Annotated in this window: 12 protein-coding genes and 2 pseudogenes; 8 read left to right on the top strand and 6 right to left on the bottom strand. The window is 73.4% G+C overall.

Translation table 11 applies throughout. The annotated features are described in order from the left end of the window. Positions 1-315: 315 nt before the first annotated feature. On the bottom strand, positions 316-1,755 hold the full coding sequence (gndA, locus tag ACFY2B_RS14540) for an NADP-dependent phosphogluconate dehydrogenase (protein WP_390763458.1): 1,440 nt from the start codon (positions 1,753-1,755) through the stop codon (positions 316-318). 275 nt (positions 1,756-2,030) lie between these two features. Here gndA and ACFY2B_RS14535 point away from each other — a divergent pair, with 275 nt between their 5' ends. Further along, on the top strand, positions 2,031-3,389 hold the full coding sequence (locus ACFY2B_RS14535; RefSeq protein WP_390763457.1) for a transglycosylase family protein: 1,359 nt from the start codon (positions 2,031-2,033) through the stop codon (positions 3,387-3,389). On the opposite strand, the gene ACFY2B_RS14530 is transcribed toward ACFY2B_RS14535, so the two are convergent. Next, the gene (locus ACFY2B_RS14530) at positions 3,379-4,569 is read right to left on the bottom strand and encodes a DMT family transporter (RefSeq protein ID WP_390763456.1); all 1,191 of its coding nucleotides are present in this window, start codon (positions 4,567-4,569) and stop codon (positions 3,379-3,381) included. The two genes, ACFY2B_RS14535 and ACFY2B_RS14530, sit on opposite strands and share 11 nt — an antisense overlap. 226 nt (positions 4,570-4,795) lie before the next feature. Between ACFY2B_RS14530 and ACFY2B_RS14525 the strand changes: the two genes are divergently transcribed. From ACFY2B_RS14525 to ACFY2B_RS14510, 4 genes are all read left to right on the top strand, one after another. After that, the gene (locus tag ACFY2B_RS14525) at positions 4,796-5,671 is read left to right on the top strand and encodes a (2Fe-2S)-binding protein (RefSeq protein ID WP_390763455.1); all 876 of its coding nucleotides are present in this window, start codon (positions 4,796-4,798) and stop codon (positions 5,669-5,671) included. Positions 5,672-5,896: 225 nt separating this feature from the next. Further along, the gene (locus ACFY2B_RS14520) at positions 5,897-8,218 is read left to right on the top strand and encodes a GH92 family glycosyl hydrolase (protein ID WP_390763454.1); all 2,322 of its coding nucleotides are present in this window, start codon (positions 5,897-5,899) and stop codon (positions 8,216-8,218) included. Positions 8,219-8,362: 144 nt separating this feature from the next. Continuing rightward, entirely contained in the window at positions 8,363-9,709 is a 1,347-nt protein-coding gene (locus tag ACFY2B_RS14515) for a wax ester/triacylglycerol synthase family O-acyltransferase (RefSeq protein WP_390763453.1), read from the top strand. Between the two features lie 136 nt (positions 9,710-9,845). Next, complete coding sequence (locus tag ACFY2B_RS14510; RefSeq protein ID WP_390763452.1) at positions 9,846-11,339, top strand: SDR family NAD(P)-dependent oxidoreductase; 1,494 nt, start codon at positions 9,846-9,848, stop codon at positions 11,337-11,339. Here ACFY2B_RS14510 and ACFY2B_RS14505 read toward each other — a convergent pair. Both ACFY2B_RS14505 and ACFY2B_RS14500 read right to left on the bottom strand, forming a co-directional pair. Next, a pseudogene (locus ACFY2B_RS14505) lies at positions 11,274-11,453 on the bottom strand (hypothetical protein); the annotation flags it as partial. The gene ACFY2B_RS14510 and the pseudogene ACFY2B_RS14505 overlap by 66 nt on opposite strands. Further along, entirely contained in the window at positions 11,402-11,797 is a 396-nt protein-coding gene (locus ACFY2B_RS14500) for a hypothetical protein (protein ID WP_390763451.1), read from the bottom strand. The pseudogene ACFY2B_RS14505 and the gene ACFY2B_RS14500, both read right to left, overlap by 52 nt. A 457-nt stretch (positions 11,798-12,254) precedes the next feature. Here ACFY2B_RS14500 and ACFY2B_RS14495 point away from each other — a divergent pair, with 457 nt between their 5' ends. Further along, positions 12,255-12,428 (top strand): hypothetical protein, encoded by a 174-nt coding sequence (locus ACFY2B_RS14495; protein WP_376526579.1) that lies wholly within the window; start codon positions 12,255-12,257, stop codon positions 12,426-12,428. Between the two features lie 58 nt (positions 12,429-12,486). After that, positions 12,487-12,966: pseudogene (locus ACFY2B_RS14490) on the top strand (GNAT family N-acetyltransferase); the annotation flags it as partial. A 102-nt stretch (positions 12,967-13,068) separates the two neighbouring features. On the opposite strand, the gene ACFY2B_RS14485 reads toward ACFY2B_RS14490, so the two are convergent. After that, a complete protein-coding gene (locus ACFY2B_RS14485) occupies positions 13,069-14,412 on the bottom strand; it encodes an amidase (protein WP_390763450.1) in 1,344 nt (447 codons plus the stop codon). A gap of 333 nt (positions 14,413-14,745) precedes the next feature. Between ACFY2B_RS14485 and ACFY2B_RS14480 the strand changes: the two genes are divergently transcribed. Beyond that, positions 14,746-17,118, top strand: coding sequence for an alpha-L-fucosidase (locus tag ACFY2B_RS14480; protein ID WP_390763449.1), 2,373 nt, complete (start codon positions 14,746-14,748; stop codon positions 17,116-17,118). Positions 17,119-17,311: 193 nt separating this feature from the next. Here the strand turns inward: ACFY2B_RS14480 and ACFY2B_RS14475 are convergent, their stop codons facing one another. Next, the gene (locus ACFY2B_RS14475) at positions 17,312-18,358 is read right to left on the bottom strand and encodes a LacI family DNA-binding transcriptional regulator (protein ID WP_390763448.1); all 1,047 of its coding nucleotides are present in this window, start codon (positions 18,356-18,358) and stop codon (positions 17,312-17,314) included. Between the last annotated feature and the right edge of the window lie 87 nt (positions 18,359-18,445).

Here is an 18,445-nt window from a genome sequence, read left to right as displayed (position 1 = left end):
CGGCCCAGAACCACCCCCCGCCCCCGAACCGGGCCCACCCCTGACCCGACCAGCGATTCAGCCCCGGACCCGGTAGGCGGCGCCCTTAAGGAACGGCGCGCCCGGCCACACTCTTGCGGCAGTCGAACGATGACCTGTCCCGTTGGTCACCTGAAGCGGACCGAGCGTGTCAGCTCCGGGCCGGGCGGGCGCCCCTTAAGGGGCGCGGGGAACGGCGCGCCCAGCCACACTCTTGCCGCAGCGGAACGACGACCCGCCCCGCTCGCCCCCTGAAGCAGCCCGAGCCGTTCAGCCGCCCCCCACCCAGCGGAGCGCTTACGCCTTGACCTCAGACCGATCCCCACCCCACAGCGTGTGGAACGAACCGTCCCGGTCCACCCGCCGGTAGGTGTGCGCCCCGAAGAAGTCCCGCTGCCCCTGGGTCAGCGCGGCCGGCAGCCGTTCGGCGCGCAGCGCGTCGTAGTAGGCGAGGGCGGCGGAGAAGCCGGGGGCGGCGACGCCCTGCCGGGTCGCGGCGACCAGCACCTCGCGCCAGTCGTCCTGCGCCGCCGCGATCTCCTGCGCGAACGTCTCGTCGGACAGCAGGCTCGGCAGGTCCGGCCGGGCGTCGTACGCGGCGCGGATACGGTCCAGGAACGCCGCCCGGATGATGCAGCCACCCCGCCAGATGGAGGCGATCGCGCCGAGGTCGATGTCCCAGTCGTACTCCTCGCTGCCCGCGGCGATCTCGTGGAATCCCTGCGTGTACGACACGATCTTCGACGCGTACAGCGCCTGCTCCACCCGGTCGGCGAAGGCCGCCGCCTCCGCCTCGCCGAGCGCGGTCGGCTTCGGGCCGGCCAGGTCCTGCGAGGCCGCCCGCAGCGCCGCGTGGCCCGACAGCGAGCGGGCGAACACGGCCTCGGCGATACCGGACACCGGGACGCCCAGTTCGAGGGCGATCTGGACGGTCCAGCGGCCGGTGCCCTTCTGCTCCGCCTGGTCCACCACCACGTCCACGAACGGCTTGCCCGTCGCCGCGTCCACATGGGACAGCACCTCGGCCGTGATCTCGATCAGATACGAGTCGAGCCGGCCCGTGTTCCAGGTGCGGAAGATGTCCGCGATCTGGGCGGGGGAGTACCCGGCGACATCGCGCAGCAGCTGATATGCCTCGCCGATGAGCTGCATGTCGGCGTACTCGATGCCGTTGTGCACCATCTTCACGAAGTGCCCGGCGCCGTCGGGGCCGACATGGGTCACACAGGGCGCCCCGTCCGTGGCCTTCGCGGAGATCTTCTCCAGCATCGGGCCGAGGGAGTCGTACGACTCCTCGGAGCCGCCCGGCATGATGCTCGGGCCGTGCAGCGCACCCTCCTCGCCGCCGGAGATGCCCGTGCCCACGAAGTGGATGCCCTGCTCGCGCAGCTCGCGCTCGCGGCGCCGGGTGTCCGCGAAGTGGGCGTTGCCGCCGTCGATGATCATGTCACCGGGTTCCAGGAGCGGGGCGAACTCCTGGATCACCGCGTCGGTCGGCTCGCCGGCCTTCACCATGATGACCAGGCGCCGTGGCCGCTCCAGCGCCGCCACGAACTCCTTGGCGGTCTCGGCGGGCACGAAGTCTCCCTCGTGGCCGAACTCCTTCACCAGCGCCTGGGTCCGGGACGCGGTCCTGTTGTGCACCGCGACCGTGTATCCGTTGCGCGCGAAGTTGCGGGCGAGGTTGCGGCCCATGACCGCCAGACCTGTGACGCCGATCTGGGCTGAAGTGCTCATACGGATGGCTCCTAAAAGATCCTGGACTCCGATGGTGCCGGTCGTGCCGCCAGTATTGCCCCTGACCATCCTGACTTGCCGGTAGGCCGACCGCACGTCCTGATTGTTCCGACCGCGTGGACGGACACGCACTACAAGCCCCGGCTGTCCCAGCCGTATTCCAACCGGAGCGGATTCCCGGACACTTGCCCCGCGGAGCGGCTGATTGCTGTCTTGTCATGGCCAGTTCGCGGCCCTTACCTTTGCCCCTCCTGCTCATGTCGAGGGGGCTCTGAATGGCCGTACGCGGCCGGCATCGCCGGTACCAGCCGAACAGGATCAACCGCGCCTCGCTCACCGCCACGGCTGGCGGTGTCGGCATCGCGATCCCGCTGATCGGCGCCCCGACGGCGCACGCGGCCGACGCGGCCACCTGGAACAAGGTCGCCGCCTGCGAGTCGAGCGGCGACTGGAGCGTCAACACCGGCAACGGGTCCTACGGCGGGCTCCAGTTCACGCAGTCCACCTGGGCCGCCTTCGGCGGCACGGCGTACGCCCCGCGGGCCGATCTGGCCACCCGGGAGCAGCAGATCGCCGTCGCCGAGAAGGTGCTCGACGGACAGGGACCCGGTGCCTGGCCGGCCTGCTCGCCCCCGTCGGGCCTCACCCGGGGCGACGTCTCCGGTACCCGCACGGAGAGCGCCGCGACCCGGCCCGTCCAGAGCGCGATGAGCGAGGTACAGCCGCAGACCACGCCCCAGTCCCGGGCGGGCCGGGCGCGGATGTACACCGTGGTGCGGGGCGACACCCTCTCCGGCATCGCCTACGACCAACAGGTGCGGGGCGGCTGGCAGCGGCTGTACTCCGCCAACCGGAGCACGGTCGGCGCCGATCCCGATCTGATCCTGCCGGGACAGCGGCTGGACCTGCGGGCCGAGGCGGCCCCGGCGGCCGGGAGCCGCACCGGGACCGGGCCGGCCGAGAAGAAGCCCGCTGACGCGCGGAAGACCGCACCGGACACCAGGAAGGCCGCGCCGGAGGCGAAGAGACGGGCCGGGACGGAGAAGACCCAGAAGGCGGAGCGGGCCGAGCAGACGGAGAGGAAGGCCCAGCAGGCGAAGAAGACCTCTCCCGAAGCGGAACACGAAGCGAAATCCCAAGCGAAACCCCAAGCAAAGCCCGAGGCGAAGAAAGACACCTCGGGAGCGAGGAAGGCGGCCGGCAGCACGCACACCTCGTCGTCCGGCGCCCACTCCCGCGTCGCGCCCGTGAGCGCCGCCACGGGCACGCAGTACCACGCCTCGGGCAGCCACTGGTCGAAGGGCTACCACACCGGAGTCGACTTCCCGGTGCCCACCGGGACCCCGGTCAAGGCGGTCGCGGCCGGGCACGTGGTCTCGGCGGGCTGGGGCGGCTCGTTCGGCTACCAGGTGGTGATCCGGCACGCCGACGGCCGCTACACCCAGTACGCCCACCTGTCGGCGATCTCCGTGAAGGCGGGCCGGCCGGTGACCGCCGGGCAGCGCATCGGCCGCTCGGGGTCCACCGGGAACTCCACGGGCCCGCATCTGCACTTCGAGGTGCGCACGGGCCCCGGTTTCGGCACCGACGTCGACCCGCTCGCCTACCTCAGGGCCGGCGGCGTCAGGATCTGACCTTGGCGCAGTGCTCGTCCGGGAACGCCAGCGGCAGGCAGACTCCGCTGTGGAACGGGCCGTAGGAGGCGGAGAGCACGTACGGGGCCGACGTCCCCCCTCCGCCTTCGCCCTCGTGCCCTGCGTCCGGAGGCACGAAGGTCTTCGGCTCGGCCGCCGGACCGGGGTCCGACGCCGCCGTCCTCAGCTCGGCCGCCCGGCCGGTACCCGGTTCCGCGCGGTCCGTCGCGCCGCGCTGTTGCGGCAGTGCGACGAGCGGCTCCCCGGCCGCCACGGGCCCGGCGAGCGCGGACAGGGGCAGCGGCCCCGTACCGGTCGAGGGCAGCGGCTCGGCGGGGACCGGTTCCGCGGGCCTGATGCGTTCGGTCGTCAGCAGGATCAGTCCGCCCGCCGTCAGCACGCCGCAGCCCAGCGCGAGGGCCGTGCCCGCGGAGCCGTGCCGGAACGTCTCGCCGAACATCGTGATGCCGACCGCGGCGGCCAGCACCGGGTTCACCACGGTCAGCGTGGCGAGCGGCGCGGCCAGACCGCCGCCACGGTACGAGGACTGCGACAGCAGCACACCGGCGACGGCGAACACGCCGATCACGGCCAGCGACGGCAGGTCCGCCAGGGCGATCCCGTGGGACCAGTCGACCGCGACGGTCTTGGTGAACACGGACGACATGCCGAAGGCCGTGCCGGACGCGGTGGCGAGCAGCACGCTGCGCACCGCCCGGTGCCGGTGCACCGCCCGGCCCGCGACCATCAGCGCCACCACCGCACCGCCCGTGACGAGCCCGACCTCCACCTGCTCGGTGCCGTCGAGCGACCGCCCGTCGGACGTGCCGACCAGGGACAGCAGGCCCGCGAGGCCCACCGTGGCCATGACCGCGCCGCGCCAGGCCGTGCCCCCGGCCCTGCGGCCGACGAACAGCGCCGCCATGGGCAGTGCGAACACTATGGTCAGCGCGCCCAGCGGCTGCACCAGGCTGAGCGGGCCGTAGGCCAGCGCCACCACGTGCAGCAGTCCGCCGAGTCCGTTCAGTGCCATCGCCGCCCACCAGCTCCCTCGGCGCAGCAGCGCGTACCGCTCGCCGGGGGAGGAGGACACCGCGATCTGCTCCTGCACGATCGCTCCGCCGGCGTAGGCGACGGCGGAGACGAACGACAGCACCACGGACAACGCGAGGGCATTCATGAACTGCTCCTCTGCGTGAAGCCGAGGCGCGGGGCCCGGCGCGGCGAACGATCTTCTTCCATGTCCAACACTCTGCCCGTCCCGGTGCTTCCCGTCGTCGTACTTGAGCAGGCAATGCCTCCTACTGCCGATGGAGTACGGTCCTGCCCCGGTCATCCCATGGGCGGGCGACGCGGGGTGTACGCGGGTTCCGCGTGCCGTCCGCGGCCTGGTACTACTCCTGTCCGTGGACCTCGATCCCGACCTCGCCGCGCTCCGTCCCCTCGGGGGTTTCTTCGTCCTGCGCACGACCGGACCCGCAGGCGCGGCACCGTCCCGGCCGCTGCCGACGCTCGCGGACGCCTACGACGACACGAGGCCGGACGGTGCCCCAGAACCGGGCGGCGTCACGAGGCCGGGCGACGACGCGATTCAGGACGGTGTCACGAGGCCGGGCGGCGACGCGGCTCCGGACGGTGTCAGGAAGCCGGAGGACGTCACGAGGCCGGACGCGCACGGCAGTCCGCTCGCTTTCCGCGTCGGGGTCGTCGCGCGGCGGCTGCGCGCACCCGAGCCACGGGTGTGCGCGTCCATCGCCCAGCAGGGGCTCGCGGCCCGGCTGTGGTCGGTGGCGCTCGGCTGCGCCGCCCTGTACGGCGGCGTACCCGACCTCGACCCGCGCCTGCTGCGCTGGGACCCGGACGCCGCGGCCCCCGACGACCTGTGGCTGACCGAGGTGCGCGCCCTGCCGGCGACCGCCGCCGCGCTGACGGACACCGTCCTGCACGGCCATCTCCGGCCCCTCGGGGAGGCGTTGCGCGCCCGCTACGGGACCGCGGCGGGACTGCTGTGGGGGAACGCGGGCGCGGCGCTCGCCGGGGCGGCCCGCGAACTGGACCGCTGGGCGCGCGGCAGCGGCCGTGGCGACGTCGCGGACCGGGCCCGCGCGCTCACCGCGGAACTCTTCGCGCACCCGCCGCTGAGCGCCACCGGCGTCTTCACCGCAGCCGCCTTCCGGCGCCGCAGCTGCTGCCTCTACTACCGCGTCCCCGGCGGCGGGATCTGTGGCGACTGCTGTTTCACCCGGCCGCCGCGCCCCGCCCCGCCCGCCGCCCCCGGATGACCGGGAGGTGACATCCGCGCGGCCCCGGCTCGGCTCCGGACCCGGGCGGGTGGCCGGGGAACGGAGGCGGGCCGGGTCGTGGCGGCGGCCTCCACGGCCCCGGCACCGGCACCAGGCACCGCCGTGCGGGCGACGCGCCGCGGACGGTCCCCGCGGGATCCCGGGCTCGCGGCCCCCCGGACCTCAGGATGCAGTCAACGATTCGAGATCCGGAGGTCATCCGAGATGAGAGCGACCTGGCGACCGCGGCTGTGCCTGGCCGGGGTGATGGCGGCGTCCGCGCTGTTCACCACCCCCGCCGCACGGGCCGCCGAGCCTACCGTCGGCCACCTCACCGACCTGGTCAACCCGTTCATCGGAACCCAGAACGAGGGCAACACCTTCCCCGGCGCCACCGTGCCCTTCGGCATGGTGCAACTGTCCCCGGACACCGGGCACAAAACCGGCTACGACTACTCCCACGACCGCATCCGAGGCTTCTCCCTGGTCCACCTCTCGGGCGTCGGCTGCCGCCTCGGCGGCGACCTGCCCGCGCTGCCGACCACCGGCGAGGTCACGCAGACGGACTACGCCCGGTACGCCGCCGCGTTCCGGCACGACGACGAGCGGGCGAGCCCCGGCTACTACCGGGTCGGCCTTTCGTCCGGGATCGGCGCCGAACTGACCGCGACCGCGCGCACCGGTGTGCAGCGCTACACCTTCCCCGCCACCGACCGGGCCAACGTCCTGCTGAACGCGGCCCAGGCGCTGCACAAGGCGGTCTCCAGCCGGGTGGAGATCCTCGACGACCGTACGGTGCGCACCGAGATCACCGGCCGCGGTTTCTGCCGGGACACCCTGCCCTACACCGTGTACACGATCACCCGCTTCGACCGGCCGTTCACCGCGTACGGCACCTGGGACGGTGCCACCCTCACCCCCGGGTCGCGGACCGGGCCCGGGGGCGCCTACCTGCGCTTCGACACGACCCGGGAGCGCACCGTCACGGCGACCACCGCCCTGTCGTACGTCGACGCCCGGGGCGCGGCGGCCAACCTGCGCGCGGAGGGCGGCCGTTCCTTCGACGCCGTGCGCGACGCGGCCCGGCGGGCCTGGGAGGACCGGCTGGGCACGGTCCGCGTCCGCGGCGGCGCGGAGAAGCAGCGGCGCACCTTCTACTCGTCGCTCTACCGCTCCTTCCTGGCCCCCAACGCCGGCAACGACGCCGACGGCCGCTACCTGGGCTGGGACCGGAAGGTCCACCGCGCGCGGGGCTTCACCTACTACCAGAACTGGTCCCTGTGGGACACCTACCGCACCCAGTGCCAGCTCCTCGGCCTGCTCGCCCCGCGGGAGGCCCGTGACATGGCCGTCTCGGTGGTCCGGGTCGGCGAGGAGGGCGGCTGGCTGCCCAAGTGGGGTTACGGCACGGTCGAGACGAACATCATGACCGGCGACCCGGTCACCCCGTTCCTGACCAACGCCTACCAGCAGGGGCTGCTCAAGGGCTACGAGGAGCGGGCCTACCGCGTGCTGAAGCGCAACGCCGACGGCGTGCCGCCGGCCGGGGTGCCGATGGCGGGCCGCGAGGCCAACGCCGAGTACATCGCGCGCGGCTTCGCCCCGTACGACAAGGCCCGCCCGCAGGCCAAGCTCGGCGACTCGGACTACCACCAGGGCGGCTCGGTGACGCTGGAGTACGCCCTGTCGGACGCCGTGCTCGCGCAGATGGCGCGCGGCCTTGGCCACACCGCGGACGCCGCGCGGTACGCGGCCCGCGCCCGCAACTACCGCAACGTCTTCGACGCCTCGACCGGCTTCTTCCGGGCCCGGGACGCCCTCGGCGCCTTCACCGGACCGGCCGACCCGGCGCGCAGCGTCGGCTTCCACGAGGGCACGGCCTGGCAGTACCAGTGGCTGGTACCGCAGGACCTGCCCGGCATGGTGGACCTGATCGGCGGCACCGGGGCGGCCAACGAGCGGCTGGACGCCTTCTTCGCCTACGACCGGCTGCTGGCCGACCCGGCGGGCACCGCCCGCGAGGTGTGGGTGCACGGCGATCCGTACGCGTACTACAACGCGGACAAGTACAACCCGCAGAACGAGCCCGACCTCATCGCCCCGTACACCTATCTCTCCACCGGCCGGCCGTGGCAGACGACCGACGTGGTGCACGCGGCGCTGACCCTGTTTACCGACACCCCGACCGGTGTGACCGGCAACGACGACCTCGGCACCATGTCGGCCTGGCACGTGCTGTCGTCCATCGGCATCTTCCCGGTGCAGCCCGGATACGGCACCTGGGGCCTGTCCACGCCCGTCTTCGACCGGGTCGACCTCACCCTCGACCGGCGCCACTGGCCGCGCGGCGGGCTGACCATCACCGCGCCCGGCACCTCGGCCGCCGACCGCTACATCCAGTCCGCCCGGACCGACTCGGTGCCGTACCGGAGGACGTATCTGACCACCCCCGCGCTGCGCGGTCTGCGCTCCCTCGCGTTCACGGTCGGCCCGCGCCCGTCTGAGTGGGGCACATCGCCCGGGGCGGCGCCTCCCGCCCTGACGTGACCTCAGGCCCCTCAAGAGTCCCACCCCTTTTGGCGGGGTGGGACTTTAATATGTCGTTAACTATGCGTAGTTTGATCTTACTTGACCGTAATCGCCGACCGGGGTTGACTGCTCGCCCACCCACCGCCGATCCGAGGCAAGCCATTGACTTCCGATCTGCTCGCCCCCCTAGACCTGGCGTTCTGGAACATCGAATCCGATCTGCACCCGATGCACCTGGGCGCGCTCGGCGTCTTCACCGCGCACTCGCCCACGGCCGGCGCGCACGCCGCCGACCTGCTCGCCGCCCGTGCCGCCGCCGTGCCCGGGCTGCGCATGCGCATCCGGGACGTGTGGCAGCCGATCAGCTCCCCACTGGCCCTCCCGCTCGCCTTCGGCGGGGCGGCCCGCGAACCCGATCCCGGCTTCGACCCCATGGACCACGTGCGGCTGCACGCGCCCACCGGGGACTTCCAGACCGTCGCGGGCCGGCTGATGCAGTGCCCGCTGGAGCGCGGCCGGCCGCCCTGGGAAGCACACGTCCTGCCCGGCGCGGACGGCGTCCGCTTCGCCGTGCTGTTCAAGTTCCACCACGCCCTGGCCGACGGCCTGCGGGCGCTCAAGCTCGCCGCCGGCGTGCTCGACCCGATCGACCTGGGCCCCCGGCGCGACCCCCGCCCCGCCGAGCCCCCGAGCCGCCCGGTGCCCGACGTGCGCAGACTGCCCGGCCTGCTGCGGGGCGCCCTGTCCGACGTCGGCCGCGCCCTGGACATCGGTGCCTCCGTCGCCCTGTCCACGCTGGACGCGCGCTCCTGCCCGGCGCTGTCCGCGCCGTCCAGCGGCACGCGCCGCACCGCGGGCGTCGTCCTCGACATCGACGACGTGCACCGGATCCGCAAGGCCGCCGGCGGCACCGTCAACGACGTGCTGATCGCGGTCGTCGCCGGCGCCCTGCGCCGCTGGCTCGACGAGCGCGGCGACGGCAGTGAGGGGGTCGCGCCGCGCGCCCTCATCCCCGTCTCCAAGCGCCGCCCGCGTACCGCCCACCCACAGGGCAACCGGCTCTCCGGCTACCTGATACGGCTTCCGGTGGGCGACCCCGATCCGTTGCGCCGCCTCGGCACGGTCCGTGCCGCGATGGACCGCAACAAGGACGCGGGACCCAACCGGGGCGCCGGCGCCGTGGCGCTCCTCGCCGACCACGTGCCCGCGCTGGGGCACCGGCTCGGCGGCCCGTTCGTCGGCCAGGCCGCCCGGCTCTGGTTCGACATCCTGGTCACCAGCGTGCCGCTGCCCGGCCTCGGCCTGCGCCTCGGCGGGCAGCAGCTGACCGAGGTCTACCCCTTCGCCCCGCTCGCCCCCGGCCAGTCCCTGGCGGTCGCGATCTCGACCTACCGCGGCCGGGTCCACTACGGACTCGTCGCCGACGCGCGGGCCGTGCCCGACCTCGACCGGCTGGCCCGGGCGGTGACGGACGAGGTCGAGGCCCTGATCGCGGTCTGCGAGCGCTGACCGCCGCGCCGCCCGGCCCCGCGCCGCCGGTACCCGCCGGACGGGTTTGGCGGTGCGGCCGGGCGCTCCGTAAAATTCCGCCTTCGACGGCAGGCGCGACCGGAGCGCCGCGCGGTGATCAGGGAACGGCAGTGCGATGACGGTGACACAGGACGGCCCGACGGCCCCGGAGGGGACCTACGAGCCCGGTGAAGAGGCGGCGTACGGGCCGGGCATCGACCCCGAACGACTCGCCGTGTGCCTCGGCGTGCTGGCGGAACTCGACGGGATCGAGGTCGACCACCCCGACGCGATCAAGGTGCGCCGGGCCACCTCGCACCTCTACCGGACGGTCAAGCAGCGCCGCCGGCAGGAGCGCCGGGCCGCCAAGACCGCCCACGACAAGGCGGTCACCGAGGCCACCGCGACCGGCTCCGCCCAGCGCATCGACGACGAGACCGAGGGCGTCCTGCCCTCCTCCTCGACCGGGGCGGGCCAGATCGCGGGGATACTGCAGCGCCCCCGCTCCTGCTACACCTGCAAACAGCGCTACGTCGAGGTCGACTACTTCTACCACCAGCTCTGCCAGAAGTGCGCCGCCGAGAACCGGGCCCGCCGCGAGGCCCGCACCGACCTCACCGGCAAGCGCGCGCTGCTCACCGGCGGCCGGGCCAAGATCGGGATGTACATCGCGCTCCGGCTGCTGCGGGACGGAGCGCACACGACGATCACGACGCGGTTCCCGAACGACGCGATCCGCCGTTTCAAGGCCCAGCCCGACAGCGACGAGTGGATCCACCGCCTGAAGATCGTCGGCATCGATCTGCGTGACCCCGCCCAGGTGGTGGCGCTGGCCGACTCGGTGGCCGCCGCGGGCCCGCTCGACGTCCTGATCAACAACGCGGCGCAGACCGTACGGCGCTCCCCGCAGGCCTACGGCGAACTGGTCGCCGCCGAGTCCGCCCCGCTGCCGGCCGGTGAGCTGCCGACGGCCGAGGTGATCGGCACCTTCGGCTCCGGCGCGGTCGCCGAGCTGCCGATCGCCGGCGGCGCCCTGAGCGCCGCGGACGTGACCTCTCTGGCGCTGGTCTCCGGCTCGGCGTCCCTGGAGCGCATCGCGGCCGGTACGGCGATCGACGCGGGCGGGCTGGTCCCCGACCTGCACGACACCAACAGCTGGATCCAGTCGGTGGACGAGGTCACGCCGGTGGAGCTGCTGGAGGTCCAGCTGTGCAACTCGACGGCCCCGTTCATCCTGATCAGCCGACTGCGCCCGGCCATGGCCGCCGCGGCGGCCCGGCGGACCTACGTCGTGAACGTGTCCGCCATGGAGGGCGTCTTCGAGCGCGGCTACAAGGGCGCAGGACACCCGCACACCAACATGGCCAAGGCCGCGCTGAACATGCTCACCCGCACCAGCGCCCAGGAGATGTTCGAGAAGGACCGCATCCTGATGACGGCCGTGGACACCGGCTGGATCACGGACGAGCGTCCGCACCCTGACAAGGTCCGGCTCGCCGAGGCGGGCTTCCACGCCCCGCTGGACCTGGTGGACGGCGCCGCACGCGTCTACGACCCGATCGTGCGCGGCGAGTCGGGCGAGGACCTGTACGGCGTCTTCCTCAAGGACTACGCGCCCGGCAGATGGTGACCGCGGCCGGGAACCGGGGCAGCGCGAGGACACCGCACGGCCGTGTCGCGCGGCGGGTGGCGTCAGTCGACGGCGCCGAGCCGGGAGTGCCGTGCTGCCACCAGCTCCAGGACCGTGCGCCAGTCCTCCAGGACCCCCGCGTCGAAGGCGGCGATCCGGCTCTCCTCTCTCGCGTGGCGCAGCCGCTGGAGATCGTCGTCGGCGGCCGGTCCGCGGTCGCTCACCAGGTCGTACACCCGCTCGCCGAGCAGCGGCCGCACGGCCTGCGCGGCGCGTGCCGCCTGCCCGGCCAGGTCGCCGGGGCACAGCAGCGGCCCGATGCCGTGCACCAGCCCCGCCACCTGGAGCTCCTTGTCGGCGGGGCGGGCGCGGCGCAGCAGCGCGGCGGTGCGCAGCGCGTGCTCGTACCGGCCGGCGTACAGCAGATCCATCAGCTCCTCGACGCTGCGCAGCTCCATGCGTCAGTCCTCCTGCGAGACAGCCGTTGCCTGGTGTCAGCAGATCATGGGGAGCTTGCGACCCGGCCAACGGCACTTGAACTGCACAGCGCTGGGGTCCTGTGTTCGAGGGGTGCGCCGAACGGGTGACCCCTAGTGCCGCATTGCGTTACAAACAGGAGCAAAATGGTGTCGATGGAGCACGGAGTGACGCAAGGAAGTTACAGCTTGTTTTCACTCCCGATCGAGCGGACCCCCGCTCATTTGGTTACTCTGGTGGATGGCGGACAGCACCACTGGGTCCCACCCACACCCACGGTCCGTCCCGGGGCCGGTTCACCACGGCCGGCTCTACCACGAGTGACCGGCGCCACCGCGTCCGAACTGGCCTTCCCTTCAGACCCGAGCGGGCGTCGAGCACCGGACCGCACCGTGCCCGGCATGCCCCGAGGGTGACCCGACACATAAGGAGTGCGCGGTGACACCGGAGAAGACGAATCGCGATCAGCGCCCCAAGGAACGCCCCGAGCGGGCGAGCCGCCGACCCGGACAGCTCGGCAGCCTCGACGTGTGGGCGCGGTCCGCGCCGATCCGCCTCGCGGGCTACGAGGACGACCTCGCCGAACCCCACATCCTGCCGAGCGTGGACTGACCCGGGGCCGTCCCGGCACGATCGCGGACGCATGGGCGTGCGTGCGACACACACGCCCATGCTGATCAGAGAGGCCGTGGCCGGCGACTGGGTGCGGATCCGGCCGTTCTGGCACCGGATCGTCGCCGTCGGCGAGACCTGCACCTGGGACCCGGACACCCCCGAGGAGACGGCCCGCGCCCGGTGGATGGACCCGGTCAGGAAGGTGTACGTCGCCGAGGACCCGGCGGGCGCCGCGCTCGGCTCCGCCCGTCTCGGCCCGCACTACGGCGGCCCCGCCGCCGACGTCGCGGGCGCGGCCTTCGTGGTGGACCCCGACCGGGCCGGCCGGGGCGTCGGCCGCGCCCCCGCCGAACGCGTGCTGGCCGAGGCCGCCGCGCCGGGCTACCGCGCGATGGTCATCAGCGCGGTCGTCGAGACCGACCCGGCCGTGGCCCTGTGGACCTCCCTGGGCTTCAGGATCCTCGGCACGGTGCCCCAGGTCTTCGACCACCCCCGGCACGGCCGGGTGGGCCTCCACATCATGGACAAGGCGCTCGGCCGAACAGGACGGGCGACGCCCGTGCCCCCGGCCGGGGGCGTGCCGCGCCCTCCGAGTCCGCGGGACCTTCGCGCCGCTCGCGCCGTGCCCCGTCCCCGCCTACCCGAGGGGCGCCGTCCGCTGCCACGGGCGTACCTCCTCCAACTGCTGCGCGAGAGCCAGCAGATCACTCTCCGTTCCGGGACGGCCGACCAGTTGTACGGCGCAGGGCGCGCCCGAGGGCAGGGTGCCGAACGGTACGGACATCGCGGGCCAGCCGGTCAGGTTCCAGGTCCCGGTGAGCGGCGCGTACCGCCCGTTCACGAGGACGTTGCGCAGCCAGCCCCGCTCGTGCCACGGCCCGGCCGGCGGTGAGTGCCGGGCGAGCGCCGGGGTGAGCAGGATGTCGTGCCCGGCGAAGAACGCGGTCATCCGGGCGCGCAGGCGCTCGCGCCCGTCGTCGGCGGGGACCGAGCCGGCGAACCGGCGGCCCATCGCCACCTGCACCCGGGTGCGGCGGGCCAGCCGCGCCGGATCGAGGCCCTCGGCGTCGTCCGCGGCGCCCGCTGTCCAGTACCGCAGCGCGGTGACACCCAGCGAGGCCGGATACGGCGGCTCGGCGCGGCGCACCTGATGGCCCGCCCCGGCCAGCAGGTCCGCCGCCGCGCGGACCGCGTTCGTATACGGCCGGCTGACGAGGACTCCGGCGAGCGGGCTGCGCAGCGACACCGCGATCCGGCGCGGCACCGGCGCGCCCGGGGGCGGGAACGGCACGTCCGCGAGGACGGAGAGCGTCAGCCGCAGATCGCCGACCGTGGTCGCCAGCGGCCCGTTCTCCGCCATGCCGAACCAGTCGCCGTGTCCGATGCCCGCCGGCACCACCCCGGGCCCGGGTTTCAGCGTGACCAGTCCGCAGTTGGCCGCCGGGATGCGCAGCGAACCCATGCCGTCGTTGCCTAGCGCGACCGGTGCCATCGCGGCGGCGACCGCGGCCGCGCTGCCGCCCGACGAGCCGCCCGCCGTGCGCGTGACGTCCCAGGGGTTGCGGGCGGTGCCGTGCACGCCCTCCGTGGTGCCGAAGACGCAGAGTTCCGGCACGTTGGTGAGGCCCACGACCAGGGCGCCCGCGGCGCGCAGCCGGGCGACGGTGAGATGGTCCTCGGCGGCGGGCGTGTCGGGAGTGGCGGCGGAGCCGTTGCGGCTCGACTCGCCGCGCACGGCGAGGTTGTCCTTGACGGCCAACGGCACACCCGCGAGCGGGAGTTCGGCCAGATCGGGGCGGGCCGCCAACTGCTCCGCCTCCGCCAGCACGGCCTCGGCGCGCACGGTCCGGAACGCGCCGATCCGGCCGTCCAGCCGCTCGATCCTGGCCAGGTGCCCGGCCACCACCTCGCGGGGCGTGGCCCGCTTCTCCCGTACGGCGGCGGCGATCTCGGCGGCGGTGCTTCCGACCCAACTCGTCACGGGCTCTCCTGGGGTCCGGGGGCGATGCGGATGCCTACTCGTGAGTACGCACAGAGCACTGTGCCCCGTCCGGGGCCCCGCGTCGAGAGGCCGTGGACCCCGGACGGCTGCCCTGTCCCCGGGTTTCGCGCGCCACGACCGGCGGCCGACACCGTTCCGACGGCCGGTCGCCTGGCGGACGTCCCATGGTCGTCCACCGGCCGGCTGCCGATCGTCTGACGGTCGGTGCGCTGGTCATCCGACCAATGGCTCAACTGCTATGGCTCCAGTACCCATTGACAGTCATCCGGAACCCGCTCAATCATCAGACATCCGATGAATGGGGAGCCGCTCATGAGTACGTATCCCAGACGTCAAGTTCTCGGCGCCACGGCGGTGGTCGCCGCCTCGGCCGCCCTGCCGCTCACCGCCGCCCCGCAGGCCCGAGCCGCCACGGAGGCCCCAGCCGACATGCAGGCCCGCGCCGACGGACAGCCCGCCCCCTGGGGCACCGTCCCCGACCCGCTGACCGTGCCGCTCACCGGCCTCTTCGACAACGACGGCATCGACACCGCGGCCGCACGGGGCGGTGACTTCGACGGCTCGGGCTACACTTTTCCGGGCGAGGAACTGCCCGCCGGCCGGATCGAGGTCGACGGGGTGCCCTTCGACTTCCCCGCCTCGACCGCCGGCACCCCGAACAACGTCGTCGCCCGCGGCCAGCGCGTCGACCTGCCCGCGGGCCGCTACCTGTCCGCCGTCTTCCTCACCGCGGGCAGCTACGGCAACGCCTCCGGCCAGGCCACCGTGCACTACGCCGACGGCACGACCACGACCGCCGGCCTCGGCGGCGCCGACTGGTACGCGGCGGCCGGCTCGCTGTCGGCGCCGTACCGGTACCAGCCCGACGGCACGAAGGACGAGCACAGCGTCGGGATCGGGACCTCGGACGTCTGGATCGACCCGCAGCGGGACGCGGTCGCGATCACCCTGCCGGTCACCGGCCCGGCCGAGGAGGGGAAGACGGCCCTGCACGTCTTCGCGCTCAGCCTGCAACCGGTCGCCCAGGGGCGGGCGCTGATCCTGCGGGACGCGCGCTCCACCCAGTCCCTCCTGGAGTCCAGCGGCGCCCAGAGCGTCGAGGCCACCGTCCTCAACGCGGGCACCGTCGCCGTTCTCGCGGCCGACGACGTCGCCGTGCGCGTCGACGTGCCGGGCGCCCGCACCGTCGAGCCCGCCCGCATCCGCCGCCTGGGCCCCGGCGAACAGGCCCGGGTCCGCGTCGGCATCCGCAACGGCGCGGGCACCGCACCCGGCACCGTGCGGGACGGCACGGTCCGCGTGCAGGGACGGGGCGCACAGGCCGCCGCGTTGCAGCGGAAGCTGACCCTCGGCACGGCCGACTACCAGGCCACCGACACCTCCCTCGCCGGTCACCAGGCGCCGTACTGGTTCCAGGACGCCAAGTTCGGCATCTTCATCCACTGGGGCGTCTACTCCGTGCCCGCCTGGTCGCCGGTCGGCAAGCAGTACGCCGAGTGGTACTGGAACCACATGCAGGACCCGGCCAACGCCGTCCACGCCTACCACCGGGACACCTACGGCGAGGACTTCGCCTACGACGACTTCATCCCGCGCTTCACGGCCGAGAAGTTCGACCCCCGGTCCTGGGTGGAGCTGTTCCGGGACGCGGGTGCCCAGTACCACGTCCTCACCTCGAAACACCATGAGGGCTTCGCCCTGTGGGACACCAAGGTCTCCGACCGCAACTCCGTGCGGATGGGCCCGAAACGCGACCTGGTCAGGGAACTCTTCGAGGCGTCCAGGCGCTACACCCCCGAACTCCACCGCGGGCTGTACTTCTCCATGCCCGAGTGGTTCAACCCCGACAACCCCTGGATGGGACACGCCCCGCGCAACCCGTACACCCTCCAGTCCGTCCCGTACACCGGCTACACCGCGGGCAAGGACTACGTGAAGGACTACCAGGCCGCGCAGATGCTGGAGCTGATCCACGGCTACGACCCGGCGGTCATCTGGTGCGACATCGGCGGCGCCAACGACAGCCTGCGGGTCCTCGCCGAGTACTTCAACCACGCCAAGGACCGTGCCCGGCCCGTCGAGGTCGCCGTCAACGACCGTTCGGGCATCTCCTTCCACGACTTCACGACCCCCGAGTACACGACGTACGACAGCACGGTGGTCGCCAAGTGGGAGGCCAGCCGCGGACTCGATCCGCGCAGCTACGGCTACAACCGGGCGACCCCGGACTCCGCCTACATGACGACCGAGGAAGTCGTGCACAGCCTCGTCGACATCGTCTCGAAGAACGGCAACTTCCTGCTCGACATCGGCCCCCGCGCCGACGGCACCATCCCGGAGATCATGCAGACCCGGCTGCGGGAGACGGGCCAGTGGCTGCGGGTCAACGGCGAGGCGATCTACGGGACGACGTACTGGTCGTCGATGGCGCAGCTCGGCGAGGACCTGCGCTTCACGGTCCGCCCCGACGACGCCTTCTACATCCACTCGCTGGCCGAGCCGGGCGCGAAGCTCACCGTCGAAGCGCCGGTGCCCGTCCGCAGCGGCGACAAGGTGACGATGCTGGGCCACGACCGGCCCCTGACCTGGCGCGTCAGCAACGGCGCCCTGGTCGTCGACGTCCCCGCGGCCGCCCGGAAGGCGGGCCGGCACGCATGGGTCTTCAAGGTGGAGTGGCGCAGCTGAGCGCAGGGACAGACCCTCGCGGCCGAGCGCCGCGGGCCGAACGGCGGGCCGGCGGCGTCCTCGCCGCCGGCCCGCGCGCCGGGGCACGGTCCGCCGCCCGGCGCGCACGGCCCCGCTCCCGACCCCGCCGACCCCGAGCCGCACGGCCCGGCCGCCGCCCGCCGCGGCGCGTGAACCCCGCGGCGGGCCGGACTCAACCCGCCCGTACGACCGCCGTGCTGTCCCGCTCGATCAGCCGCGGCACCGGGACCCGTACGGTCCGCGCCGGGCCGCCGTCCAGCAGCGCCAGCAGCTCCCGCGCCGCCGTGCTCCCGAACTCCACGCTGTCCCGTGACAGCGCGGACAGCCACGGCTTGACGATGCGGCACAGCGCCGAGTCCTCCCAGGCCACCACCGACAGGTCGGCCGGCACCGAGAAGCCCAGCTCGGACGCGGCGGCCACGCCGGCGACCGCCATCACGTCGTTGTCGTAGACGAGCGCGGTCGGCGCGGCGGCGGAGTCCAGGACCCGGCGCGTGACGGCGGCGGCCTCCGTGTCCGAGTAGTCGGTGGTCACCGACTCCACCTCGCCGAGGCCGCGCCGCTCCGCCTCCGCCCGCAGCGCGCGGATACGGCGCCGGGTGTGGGCGAGGTCCGGCAGCCCCGCGATGTGCACGATCCGGCGATGCCCCAGCGCGGTCAGCTCGTCGACCACCGAGGCCATCGCGCCCGCGTCGTCCGCCCAGACGGTGGACAGACCCTGGTGACCCTCGTCCGGCGCCCCGCCGATCAGCACCGCGGGCAGGCCGAGTTCGTTCAGCAGACCGGGGCGCGGGTCCTCGGAGCGCGGGTCGACCACCAGGACACCGTCCACCCGGTGCTCCGCCCACCAGCGCCGGTACACCGCGCACTCGTCGCCGATGTCCTCCACCACCTGGAACAGCAGCCCGAGATGGCGTTCCGCCAGCACCTCCTGGATGCCGGAGACCAGTTGCAGGAAGAACGAGTCCACGCCGAGTGTGTGCGCGGGCCGGGCCAGGACGAAACCCACCGTGGCCGCGCCCTCACCGGAGAGCGCGCGGGCCGCCGTGTTCGGCCGCCAGCCCAACTGCTCGGCGACCCGCTGCACCCGGGCCCGGGTGGTCTCGGAGACCCCCGGTCTGCCATTGAGCGCGAAGGACACCGCGCTCTCGGAGACCCCGGCGCGGCGCGCGATGTCCTTCATCGTCGGCCGGCGCGCCGGTGTCCGCTTGGCTGGCACCCTGCCCCCTTCTCCGCCGACGTCCGCACGGCGATCCACTAATGCGCTTGAGCGCAAGCACTCTAAAGCGCATTAGCGATCGTGGCA

The sequence above is a fragment of the Streptomyces sp. NPDC001270 genome (genome assembly GCF_042896695.1).
Classification (GTDB): domain Bacteria; phylum Actinomycetota; class Actinomycetes; order Streptomycetales; family Streptomycetaceae; genus Streptomyces.
This window is presented reverse-complemented; position numbering and strand designations above follow the sequence as displayed.